This window comes from Methylotuvimicrobium alcaliphilum 20Z, assembly GCF_000968535.2.
In the GTDB taxonomy this organism is placed as follows: domain Bacteria; phylum Pseudomonadota; class Gammaproteobacteria; order Methylococcales; family Methylomonadaceae; genus Methylotuvimicrobium; species Methylotuvimicrobium alcaliphilum.
Window position 1 is genome coordinate 1969316 of sequence record NC_016112.1, and the last position, 11565, is coordinate 1980880.

General features: G+C 48.4%; 9 protein-coding genes. 4 read left to right on the top strand and 5 right to left on the bottom strand.

The features are described from left to right. Positions 1–453: 453 nt before the first annotated feature. Both MEALZ_RS08345 and MEALZ_RS22655 read left to right on the top strand, forming a co-directional pair. Entirely contained in the window at positions 454–1020 is a 567-nt protein-coding gene (locus MEALZ_RS08345; RefSeq protein ID WP_162472932.1) for a tetratricopeptide repeat protein, read from the top strand. A gap of 357 nt (positions 1021–1377) precedes the next feature. Then, complete coding sequence (locus tag MEALZ_RS22655) at positions 1378–1806, top strand: hypothetical protein (RefSeq protein WP_014148193.1); 429 nt, start codon at positions 1378–1380, stop codon at positions 1804–1806. Positions 1807–1849: 43 nt separating this feature from the next. Here the strand turns inward: MEALZ_RS22655 and MEALZ_RS08355 are convergent, their stop codons facing one another. The 3 genes from MEALZ_RS08355 to MEALZ_RS08365 all read right to left on the bottom strand — a co-directional run bounded on the left by MEALZ_RS08355 (position 1850) and on the right by MEALZ_RS08365 (position 5745). After that, entirely contained in the window at positions 1850–2719 is an 870-nt protein-coding gene (locus MEALZ_RS08355; protein WP_014148194.1) for an HDOD domain-containing protein, read from the bottom strand. A 312-nt stretch (positions 2720–3031) separates the two neighbouring features. Beyond that, positions 3032–4582, bottom strand: coding sequence for a flagellar hook-length control protein FliK (gene fliK, locus MEALZ_RS08360; RefSeq protein WP_046061058.1), 1551 nt, complete (start codon positions 4580–4582; stop codon positions 3032–3034). Beyond that, the gene (locus MEALZ_RS08365) at positions 4534–5745 is read right to left on the bottom strand and encodes an alpha/beta fold hydrolase (RefSeq protein WP_014148196.1); all 1212 of its coding nucleotides are present in this window, start codon (positions 5743–5745) and stop codon (positions 4534–4536) included. The genes fliK and MEALZ_RS08365 overlap by 49 nt, the downstream gene beginning before the upstream one ends. A gap of 750 nt (positions 5746–6495) precedes the next feature. Here MEALZ_RS08365 and MEALZ_RS08370 point away from each other — a divergent pair. Continuing rightward, positions 6496–7233 (top strand): protein-L-isoaspartate(D-aspartate) O-methyltransferase, encoded by a 738-nt coding sequence (locus tag MEALZ_RS08370; RefSeq protein ID WP_014148197.1) that lies wholly within the window; start codon positions 6496–6498, stop codon positions 7231–7233. A 3-nt stretch (positions 7234–7236) separates the two neighbouring features. Further along, positions 7237–9681: a spermine/spermidine synthase domain-containing protein gene (locus MEALZ_RS08375; protein ID WP_014148198.1), complete on the top strand. Its 2445-nt coding sequence runs from the start codon at positions 7237–7239 to the stop codon at positions 9679–9681. Position 9682: 1 nt separating this feature from the next. Here MEALZ_RS08375 and MEALZ_RS08380 read toward each other — a convergent pair whose 3' ends face one another. Beyond that, positions 9683–10741 carry a PA0069 family radical SAM protein gene (locus MEALZ_RS08380; RefSeq protein ID WP_014148199.1) on the bottom strand — a complete coding sequence of 353 codons (1059 nt, stop codon included), beginning with the start codon at positions 10739–10741 and terminating at the stop codon, positions 9683–9685. Positions 10742–10813: 72 nt separating this feature from the next. After that, on the bottom strand, positions 10814–11233 hold the full coding sequence (locus MEALZ_RS08385; RefSeq protein WP_014148200.1) for a hypothetical protein: 420 nt from the start codon (positions 11231–11233) through the stop codon (positions 10814–10816). Positions 11234–11565: the final 332 nt, after the last annotated feature.

Genomic DNA, 11565 nt, shown 5'->3' on the forward strand with positions numbered 1-11565 from the left:
GAACGCCGTAAACCCATCCATGGGGGCTTGGCGGCAGCTCGAACGCCAAGGATGGCGTGAATGCAGATTTTGCATGGAGCAAAAATCTGCCCTGCTGCCGACATCCTCGCCAAGCATACCCCATACCCTTTTTGATCTCCAAATTGGGAATTGCTGATTAGAATTCGTGTTCTGAAGGTGTTTCGAATATACTGCAACGGATGGCATCAATTGGTGCGAAATTTTTTCTCACTCCCAAGCTCCAGCTTGGGAGTGACTACCCTCAAGCTCCGCTTGCCGGATGCCCTCAAGCAGAGCTTGAGGGCATGTGTTCCCAAGTTAGAACTTGGGAACGAGATAAATATGCGGAAATTTTTTGTATGGGTGAGATTAATTTCAGCCACTTAGCTTTAATTTAATTTCCGGTCAAATTTGTATTGTCGGGCAATTAAACCTTTATTGAATAGTATTTAAATGCGATTGAACAAGTACTTTATACCCATGCTGCCGATGCTGGCGGTCGGTTGTGCCGGTTTAACCGGTCAGCAGGTGCCGGCTCCGGTCGAACCGTATTATAAAACACCGGTTCAGCAACCGCCGAAGCCTATTGTCAAAGAAAAGCCTGTCGCGCCGCCGGAAGTCAAAACCGCTCCGTCATTGCCGTCCGCACCTCCGGCATGGGCAACCCCAGCCGAAAAAGTGCAATCGACTCATTTGAGCCCGGTTGCAATTGCGATGATTTCCGATGCAGACCGAAGCGCCGGTGTGGGTAATCTGGATTCGGCGGCAGCTGTTTTGGAGCGTGGATTGCGGATCGAGCCGAGAAACGCGACCTTGATCTATAAATTGGCCGAAGTTCGTCTTAAACAAGCGAAGCCTAAACAAGCCGAGGATTTGGCAAAAAAATCGGCGATATTGGCTGGCTCTGACAAAGCGTTGAAAAAGCGCTGCTGGCAGTTGATTGCCGAAGCAAAAAAGATGCAAGGGGATTTGTCGGGGGCGACTGATGCTGAACAGAGAGCGAGAGAATTAATAAGGTAAATGATTGAGGAACGAGCATGAAATAACTTCGACAACTTCTGGGAGGGGGTTCGGTGGCTCGATTGACAGGTGTCGGCGGCAGGGAAAGCCGCCGTCAAGCCTGCATGGAAGTATTCACGGCGTCCTGTCAAGCGAGTCACCGAATCGCCGCAAAGCCTACTACTTGTAGCAGTTATTTTATGCATATTCCTAAGTATATCTAAATGGTAGTTCGAATAATGTCGCTGAGTCTTTAAAACTAAGAGAAGAATTCTCAAAAAATGCTAGGAGTTTGAAAAGTCACATATCGGCTATATACGTTTTGGTTTGGTTTTTAACAATAACTTTCTAATTTTTTTACATAGTGGGAGTGCACTGATGAAATCATATTTTTTAACAAATACTATTGTGCTTGCTGTTGTATCATTTAATGCTTTTGCTCAAGCCCCGTCGTGCCAAGGGAGTACTCGGATCAATGACTTACGCACTTTGCTGCCCGGAAAAACAGTCTGTGCGAGCCGAGATACGGAAAAATGGCAGGAAGAACATAGAGGAGGGCCAACATCTGGTCAGCTTTGGGACTATAAAATGGGCCCTAATGACCCTATTGATCCTACTGAGCAGGTAGGAACATGGTCTATCGTCCAACAGGGACAGGATTTTAGACGGGTCACTTACACCTACGGTGTGGAAAGCTATACTTTTGAAGTGCATGAACCCACTGCTGGTGTTTATAATTTTTGTGGTATTGGTGTAGCCGAAAATATTATTGGTGCCACCATACAAACTAATCCACAGTGTCCTTGAAGAATAAAACTATGGTTGCATGTATTTAGCTGCCAAGTTTCAATCAAAAAATCAAAGTCGCTCCCGGCCTAATAATTCCCAAGATCTCGAATGCTTGTAATGAGGCATCCAGCGTTAAAGGCTTAATCGATTCGTCGCTTAGGCCTAATGCCTCCCACGCTTCCGGCAGGTAGGTCGGGTTGAAGTCTTCGAAGTCATGGGTTTTTACCGAGCAAGGCTCGATACTCGCGGCGATTTTAGCCGCCACATGCAGGATGCAAGCATCTTGAAGGATATCGGTTGCGTTCATCGGATCGGTTTGGGCGGCGACCAATTGCCAAATGCTGCTCGGTAATTTCCATTCCTTCAATAATTCGGCGCCGAGTTCGGCATAGGTGAAGCCGAAAATGCGTTGTTCGGCTTGGGTGACCGCATCCTCACCTCGGTCTTTAAAAGTCAAGGCTTCGCCGGCTTTTTCCGGAAACTGGCTAAACAAGATCAACTTGCCAATGCTATTCAATAAACCGGCGATGAAAAAACGTTCATGTTCCTTTCTCTTGCATTGTTCTGCCAATAGTCGGGCCAATACGCCGCTAGTAATGCTGTGATACCAAAATGTCTCCATGTCGACCAAGTCTTTCGGAATGTCCTGAAAGGTCGATGCCACCGAAGTCGCGATGACTATATTTCGTAATTCTTGCCGACCGATCATCGAAATCGCGCGAGAAACCGTATCGACCTTCCCCGAAAATCCGTAGTAGGCGCTATTCACCAATTTTAACAATTGTGCGGTCAATGCCGGGTCGTTAACGATGATTTCTTCCAATTGATCATTACTGGCTTGATCGGAGCTTAGGAGTTCATTGACGCGCAATGCAATATCCGGCAAGGTATATAAAGAACCGACTTTTTCGATCAATGACTTAGGTACCATAATGCTCTCTCGAACTTTGTTTTTAAGTGGTGGTAAGTATAGGTGCTCCAGTAAATTTTGCGTAATTATTCACATCCCCCCCCCTATCGTTTCCACGCTCCAGCGTGGGAATGAAGACCGAGACGCTCTAGCGTCTCGTACCGCTGGAGCGGTACTCAGGCGTTCCCACGCAGAGCGTGGGAACGATAATTACGCGGGACTGAATAGTTCGACTTTGTCATGTTTAAGTATTTGAATATTTTCGTGTCTTTCGTGAACAAAATGCTTTTCTAGGATGATTGATAGCTAGCGAATCCGAACAACTTTTTGTGGTCATGCCTTTTCGTTAATCAAGCCCATCTCGATCGTTGGGGCTGTTTCCTTTCTGGGCGGCGTGCCGTCCAAAGCGTCGATAAAGCCGGGATTGAGTCCTTCGGCTTCGAATCGTTTTTTTAAATGTTCGATATTCTGTTTGATAAGGCCGGTTACTGCCTCTTGTTCGCTCCAAAAATGCGCATTGATTTTGTCGTCGAAATAAGACAATTTGCAGTGCAGCGTTCCTAAATTTGGCGGCGTTATCGTAAGATATACCGACCATTTCGTTTGTTCGTCCTGTTCGGAACCGTTATGTTTATCGCGCTCGATTTCTATTTTGACCGATTGCGCCTTGCTTTCGCCGAGAAACGGTATTTCCAGAAGCCAGACTTGTTTCGGCGAGTCGTCCTTGGGTAATGAGGCGAGTTGATCCAGAGTCAACTTGGCGACACTATTTTCGGTCTTTTGCAGCAAATTTTTGAGTTGTTCCAGTTCCGACACGCTAAGCGGTTTTTCCGGCAGTGGTGCCGTTTCCGGTTTGAGAATCTGTATCAATTTGAGCAATAAGCCTTTGAAATCCGATTTGAGGAGTTCCGGTTGCTGTTTGGTCAATTCGAGCAATCGGGCTTCGAGGAACAAACCGGAACGTTCGACCGCCGTTTTGAGTTGTTTACCGTCGGTTAATTGTTCCGGTCTTTGGAGATTTTGCAGGATTTCTTGGGCCAATTGTTTCAATGTTTCGGAAACGGTTTTATTGGCATGAAGCGCCGGCAGGTCGGCAATGAGTTGATTGAGTAGTACGGTTGGCGTTTCGTGTCTCGGTAAAATGTCACGGACAACTGCCGGAATGTCACGGTGCACGATCGGTAAGGTTTCGATTTCGTGACCAAGGGTAGTCGGAATATCTCGGAGAGTTGCCGGTACGATTTTAATTTCCCGGGTTTGTCCGTGTCGGGCGATCTCCAAGATAACGTTTTGTCCAGACTTCAGATTTTGAAAGGAATTTTTGTCGGCCGTTAACTCGAATGTTTGCCGAGACGTGCCGGCAGTTGATTTATCCGGCAAAATCGAGAGTTGAATTTTATCCGGGCCTACCGATACGACTTTAGCCTGTATCGTTTCATTGGACGGTGGCGGTAAGCGGATAAACGAGGTCTTGTCGGGCGTGGCGGTATCGAACTTGTTTGCGGGAACCGTCGCTTGTTCCGTTAGGGTAACCGGAGCGTTTTTGGTCTGTGACGGATTGGAATCTATTTTAAATTCGAGCGTCGGTATCAGTCGGGTAACGATGAGTTTTAAGGGTTGGCCTTTTTCCAATGGTAAAGGCTGGTTGCTTTGAACCTCTACGATATGATCGTTTATTTTTAAAGTGATGCCGGTTTGTTTGTCGTCGATTCGAATCACTGCAGCATCGAGCGCTTGGCCGATTTTTGGTGTCAGCGGCTGATCTTTTACCTTGGCTAATCCGGTAAACGTTTGAGTATTGACCGGTAATTTGATGTCCACCGCGACGGCCTCAATTAGTATTCGTTCGGTTGTTTGTGTTCCGCAATCAGCGATTCGAGCCATCGATCAATTTTATCTAAGACTTCTCGGCGCAATCTCGGTTCGGAAAACAGTTGTTCATGATGGCTTTTTCCGATGAGCGGCATGACTTCATTTAGCGGATGTTTTTCGAGCGTCACGGCAGCGAAGTCGATGTTGCCCCACGCTGCGGTAATCGGGTCGAATTCGGAATAAATCAATAAATAGGGCGTGTCGAAATCGGCCATGTTTCGTCTAAATCGGATGATTTCTTTTTGCACGCCTTGCACATAACGCAGTATCGATCGATGCATGATGTAGCGATCGTGTTTATGGCGTAAACGTTCAACTTCCCAATCGCTGAGATAGGCTGCGACCCAGTCCGGGTTACTGGGTGAAAATATATTTCGCATGCCGGGCAATGATAAAAATTCAATGATACCGTTTTGCAACGGGACGGTCAGTAAAGCCGTGAATTGATTGAACAGCATCAGCGGGAACGCTTCGTCATGCGGATGAAGGAAATGCTCCTGGGTGTGGTAGGTAAAGCCGATCAAAGGATTCTGAAACCAACCGCGCCAGCCCGGTACTTCGGTCACCGCGAACGCGGGGCCTGTGAAAATGATGCCGTCGACCGTATCTGGCAGTTTGGCTTCGAGTAAGTAAGAAGCGCTGACCAATGATCCGAGGCTATGCGATAGAATGACCAGCGGCTTGTCGTCTCCCGCGCTTTTGTCACAGCGTTGTCTCAGGTGCCGGATTGCCAAATGTAGATCCGCGCGCATCGCATCGAGGTTTCTAAGTTGGGATTGCTCCAAAAACGCCGAGCCGACGTCGAACTCATCGGCACCGGCTTTGAGGCTTTCATGCGCGTCCAAATAGACCGGATTGCTCAAACCATGTGCGGTCATATCGATGCCGGCGATCAGGTGGCTTTGTGCGAAATGCCGGGCGATTTCAGCATAGCGGCCTGTATGTTCGTTCATGCCGTGTACGATCAAAATACAAGCTTGGATGTCGTCGGCCGATTGCGAGAGTTCCCGGATTTGCATATGACGCCGTGATTCGCCGTTTTCCACCGGCAAAAAAATCGACTCTCCCCAAATCGGGTAAGGTTCCGTTGCGATTTGCGAATGCGAACAGCCGCTCCCGATAAGCGGCAGGGCTAAACAGCACGAAAAAGCGATCAGTTTGAATAAGTTTGTCATGAAGTGAACAGTGCTACTCAATTAAAATTTTAGCAATAAGTTTTTTAAACCTAGAAAAAGCATTTCACCATGAAGATCATGAAGAATAAGAAGTTAATTCAATTACTTATTACACGTTTGTATCGAACTTTCGCTCACCAAAAAGGTTAGCGAGAATGTTTAGGTAATTTCTTGAAATCCTTCATAAACTTCATGTGCTTCATGGTTAAACTGCCTAATCTAGATTAAAAGGTTTATACAAATTACGATTAACGAAGGTTTCAATTCACAATAAACCGAACTTTTAACGCTGACAAGTTTCGTAAATGAATGAGTGCGGCATGACTTATGCCGCACTACGAGACTGTTCTACAATAACGTTCATGAAGGCCTGGTCATCGCCCCGGCAAATGAAAGTTCTCTGGTGGGGAGGGTGCGGTCACTCGCCCGACAGGACGCCGTGAATACGTCCGTGTAGGCTCGACGGCGGCGACTGATTGCCATGGATGGCATGAATGCAGATTTTGCATTACGCCATGGATGGCGTGTATTAGGGCAATGCAGGAGCAATTGCCGAGGAGCAAAAATCTGCCCTGCCGCCGACGCCCGTCGGTCGAGCAACCGCACCCTCTCCGTAACCGGCATTTTTGTTGCTGAGCTTTTTCATATCGAAAAATTAGATAATGAATCTAAATTTACGATCTTTCACAGTAACTAAGCCTAGATCTTTTCGGCGAATACTGAAATGATGGGTGGGGAGGGGGTAAAACAATGAATAAACAATTCCGATTAGTAATTTTCGCAATCATGTTGTTTGGTGTTGCCAATTATGCAATGGCCGGCGAGACGGCCTATGAACGGCAACGCAATAGATTGATCGATATGATTCAGGCGGATGTCAGGTCGACGAGCTATTTTCTCGGTAAAGACGCATTAGACGAGAAAGTTTTGCAGGCATTGCGTAAAGTGCCCCGTCATGAATTCGTGCCGGAGGCGCAGCGGCCCAATGCCTATTTAAACAGGCCCTTGCCGATCGGGCACGGACAAACGATCTCTCAGCCTTACATCGTGGCGATCATGACCGATTTGTTGGAGCTTGATGAAAATAGCCGCGTATTGGAAATCGGTACCGGTTCGGCTTACCAGGCGGCTGTTTTGGCAGAAGTGGCCGGTAGCGTGTATACGATAGAAATTATCGAGGCTTTGGCGGATCAGGCCGCGCGCGATCTTAAACGTCTAGGCTACGATAAAGTGCAATCGCGCGCGGGCGACGGATATTACGGTTGGGAAGGGGCCGCGCCGTTCGATGCGATCATGGTGACCGCAGCCGCCAGTCATATTCCTCCGCCGCTGATCAAACAATTGAAACCGGGCGGGCGCATGATCATTCCGGTCGGCGGCCGTTTTACCGTACAGCATCTCGTGCTGGTGAACAAGGACCAAGAAAACCGCATTACGAGCCGCCAGTTATTGCCGGTTAGATTTGTGCCTTTAACGGGAGATCGTTAAGCCATGACAAGAAGACCGGCTTTTCCTTTGTTATTGGCGATAGCTGCCACTTCGTCCGGTTCGCTGGCCTATGAAGTGCTGTTGATGCGCTTGTTTTCGATCATACAATGGCATCATTTTGCCTATTTGATCATCAGTTTGGCCTTGCTCGGTTATGGCGTGAGTGGGGTATTTTTGGCATTCAATCGGGAGCGTTTGATCGGTGTCTACGGGCTGGCCGTCACGATCAATCTGCTGTTATTCGGTATTGCCGCGCCTGCTTGTTTTCTAATCGCGCAACAAATTCCGTTTAACCCGGCCGAACTGTTATGGGCGCCAGAACAGCTTGGATATTTAAGCGGTCTGTATTTATTACTGGCATTGCCGTTTTTTTTCGCCGCGAATGTGATTGGCTTGTCTTTTTTCCGCTATCGCCGCGATGTTTCGTCGATTTATGCGGCCGATTTATGCGGCGCGGGCATCGGCAGCTTGAGCATCATTGTCTTGTTGTTCGTCTTATTCCCGGAAAAAATATTGCCGGCCATCGGCGGTTTGAGCATTGTCGCCAGCTTACTAGTGCAGAGTTTGTTCTTCCGGCGCTGGCGGGCCGGGGTGAGGTTCACCGTCGGTGCGGCAACCGTGGCCGCGGTTTTCGTATTGACCCTGCAGGACTGGACTCTAAGCATCTCGCCTTATAAAGGCTTGAGCCAACAATTGAGAATTCCGGGAACTGAAGTCGTCGAAAATTATTCCAGCCCGCTGGGTCTCTTGAGCGTCATCGAAAGCACGCAAATGCCGCTACGCCATGCGCCTGGCTTGAGTCTGAATGCCGACGCCGAGCCGCCCGAGCAGTTGGGCGTTTTCACCGATGCCGACAATTTGTCGGCGATTTCGCGTTATGACGGTAATTCGAATAATCTGGCGTATTTGGATCAAAGCACATCGGCCTTGCCTTATCATTTGCAAGCCCAAGAAAAAGTGTTGATTTTGGGGGCGGGAACCGGCAGCGATGTGTTACAGGCACTTTATCACAAGATACCGGCTATCGATGCGGTCGAGCTGAACCCTCAAACGATCGCTTTAGTCAAGGATAAGCATGCCGATTTCGCCGGCCATATTTACAGCGATCCTCGGGTCCGGTTGCATACCGCCGAAGCGCGCGGTTTTGTCGCGACTTCGCGTGATCGTTATAATTTGATCAATCTTTCACTGCTCGACGCGTTTGGCGCTTCGTCTGCCGGACTTTACGCGTTGGCGGAAACCTATCTGTATACCGAGGAAGCGCTTAAGGCTTATTTGGAACATTTGACGCCGGGCGGTTATCTGAGCATGACGCGCTGGGTCAAGATGCCGCCGCGCGATACGCTTAAATTACTCGCGACCGCCAGTGCTGCCTTAAAAACGTTGGGCAGCGAGAACCCTGAACAAAACATCGTGTTGATTCGCAGTTGGCAAACCGCGACGATGCTGATCAAAAACGGGGCGTTTTCCGAAGCGGAGCTGGCCGCTTTACGGCGATTTTGCGATGAACGAGGCTTCGATACCGATTATTATCCGGGCGTTGCACAGTCTGAAGTCAATCGCTTCAATATTTTACAGGAGCCGTATTATTATCAAGCGGCAACGGCATTGCTAGGCGAGGAGCGCGAAGCGTTTATAGCCGATTACAAATTCAATATCAAACCTGCCACCGACGATCGGCCGTATTTTTTCCATTTTTTCAAATGGCGAACCTTACCTGAAATCTGGTCGCTGCTGGACCAAGGCGGTATGTCCTTATTGGAAAGCGGCTATTTATTGTTGATTGCCGGTTTAGTGCAGGCGGTCGGTGTCAGCTTTTTGTTGATCATCGTGCCGCTTTGGTTTTGGAAACGAAAACTGGGTATCGAAGCCGGCTCGGCGTTGCATTGGCGTATCTTCTTTTATTTTTCATGTCTCGGCTTGGCTTTTTTGTTCGTGGAAATTGCGTTCATTCAAAAATTTATCCTAATTCTGCACCATCCGCTGTATGCCATTACCGTCGTGGTCAGTACTTTTCTGTTGAGTGCGGGTATTGGTAGCCGTTTTTCCAAAAAACTGTCCGACAAGAACAACCGGTTATGGATTACCATGCCGATTGCCGCGATAGTTCTGTTGAGCGCAGTATATATCTTGGAATTTCAATATATTACCGGCTTTTTATTGCAACGTAGCGAATTCAGTAAGGTACTCGGTTCGATAGCCTTGATCGCACCGCTAGGATTTTTCATGGGCATGCCGTTTCCGATGGGCATGGCGAGCCTTGGGCGTAGCGTTCCGGCATTGATTCCTTGGGCTTGGGGCGTAAACGGCTGTGCTTCGGTTATAAGTGCGATATTGGCGGCGCTGATAGCAACCGAATTCGGCTTTACCGTCTTGGTGTTTTCGGCATTGTGGCTCTATGCCTTGGCAGCCTTCAGTTTTCCTGCCGCTGAGAACAGAGTTCGTTGATTCAGAATAAATCCATTTGAATCGGGCCGGATTTAAAACGGGAACAATCGAGTGCCGGCATGCCGGTATCGAGTCCGAGCCGGCGCGTAGCAATACGAAAGCGTTGCGCTATCAGATCGGCATAGACGCCCTCTCCGCGTAGCCGGGTACCGAAACGCGGATCATTAGCGCGCCCGCTTCGGCAGTCTCGAATACGATTGAGTACATGCTTGGCTTGATTTGGAACGTGCGTATTCAGCCATTCTTCGAATAATTCCGATACTTCAAGCGGTAGCCGGATCAGGATATATTCGGCGGATTGCGCACCGGTTTCGGATGCTGCTTTGAGAATGCTTTCCAGTTCCGAATCGGTGAGTACCGGAATCACCGGGGCGACCATGACATTGACCGGTATTTTATTCTCATGCAGCCGTGCAATGGTTTGCAGTCGGCGCTGCGGCGAGCTTGCGCGAGGTTCGAGTTTTCGGGAAAGTTCGGGCTTTAATGTGGTGAGCGAAAGATTAACCTGAACTAAATTGCTTTCGGCCATCGGCGCCAATAAATCAATGTCGCGTTCAACCATGGCTGATTTGGTCGTAATCGTGCAGGGATGGCGAAATTCGCTCAGTACTTCGAGTATTTCCCGGGTGATACGGTATCGGCGTTCGATGGGTTGATAGGGGTCGGTGTTGGCGCCTAGTGCAACCGGCGTACAGCGGTATTTGCGGCTTTGAAGTGCTTTGCGCAGTAATTCTGCGGCTTCGGGTTTTGCCGTGAGTTTGGTTTCGAAATCCAGTCCAGGCGACAAGCCCAAGTAAGCATGTGTCGGGCGAGCGAAACAGTAAATGCAGCCGTGTTCGCAGCCTCGATACGGGTTGAGCGATTGTTCGAAGGGGATGTCGGGCGACTGATTCCGGCTGATGATCGTTCGTGCATTTTCCAGAGAAACTTCGGTGCGTAGCGGGGTTTCGTCGTCGAAATAATCCCAGCCGTCGTCAAACGCCTCACGGCTTTCTAGGTTATAACGGCCGTTAGGGTTACCGGTCGCGCTTCGGCCTTTATGCGGAGGGTTGGAAATCATTGATCGAGTTGGGCTTTAGTTTGAAATCGCGGCCATGCCGGCCGCGACTAGAAAACGATCTTGAGATCGGTTTTACATTTTATGGCCTTTCATCATTTTATGCATTTTCATCATTTGCATGTGATGTTGTTCCATTAGTTTTAATTGTTCGTCTTTGAGCGCTTGTTGTTTCGCAGGGTCTTTCTCGGCCAGAATTTTATTCGTTAGCGCATGCAGTTTCAGTTGGTATTCTTGTTTCATTTTTAAATGCTCTCGCATTTTTTCATGATCCATACCGCCCATGTCACCCATGCCGCCCATTCCTCCCATTTTTCCCTCACCCTTGCCTTGCATCTTTCCTTGGCCCATATCTCCCATTTTCCCTTTGCCGCCCATGTCATGATCCATTTTCATTTCATGTTTCGGTTTTGCAGGAGTGTCTTCCGCTGCAACGGATACTTGGGTTAATGCGGATAATGCAATGATTGAAGCTAAACTGATTATTTTTTTCATCGGGATTTTCCTCGGTTTTGTGATTATTTTTGGTGTTCACATTCAAAACTGGAAACATTCCTCGAACAAAGCATAGCCAATTCGAAAATGCGCCAAGTTTAAATGGAACGCTGATAAATCCTGACATAAAAGTCCGCGAATCGCTAGCGATAATAATGCCCGTGTTAAGAACTGTCCGGTTTAATCATTTACGCGCATCGTTAGTCGGGGGATTAAAAATGCTAAACTCGTAATCGAGAGAGTGATTCGATCGTTAATTTATACCTTTCGCACTTCAAATTTCGGCAGTGCTTGAGGAGGCACCGGGGTGGGCGACAAAGGCTTTGCCAGGA

Coding starts and splice junctions, on each gene's coding strand:
- MEALZ_RS08365 (WP_014148196.1), bottom strand. CDS start 5,745: ATGACAAACTTATTCAAACTGATCGCTTTTTCGTGCTGTTTAGCCCTG.
- MEALZ_RS08370 (WP_014148197.1), top strand. CDS start 6,496: ATGAATAAACAATTCCGATTAGTAATTTTCGCAATCATGTTGTTTGGT.
- MEALZ_RS08380 (WP_014148199.1), bottom strand. CDS start 10,741: ATGATTTCCAACCCTCCGCATAAAGGCCGAAGCGCGACCGGTAACCCT.
- MEALZ_RS08375 (WP_014148198.1), top strand. CDS start 7,237: ATGACAAGAAGACCGGCTTTTCCTTTGTTATTGGCGATAGCTGCCACT.
- MEALZ_RS08345 (WP_162472932.1), top strand. CDS start 454: ATGCGATTGAACAAGTACTTTATACCCATGCTGCCGATGCTGGCGGTC.
- MEALZ_RS08385 (WP_014148200.1), bottom strand. CDS start 11,233: ATGAAAAAAATAATCAGTTTAGCTTCAATCATTGCATTATCCGCATTA.
- fliK (WP_046061058.1), bottom strand. CDS start 4,582: ATGGCTCGAATCGCTGATTGCGGAACACAAACAACCGAACGAATACTA.
- MEALZ_RS22655 (WP_014148193.1), top strand. CDS start 1,378: ATGAAATCATATTTTTTAACAAATACTATTGTGCTTGCTGTTGTATCA.
- MEALZ_RS08355 (WP_014148194.1), bottom strand. CDS start 2,719: ATGGTACCTAAGTCATTGATCGAAAAAGTCGGTTCTTTATATACCTTG.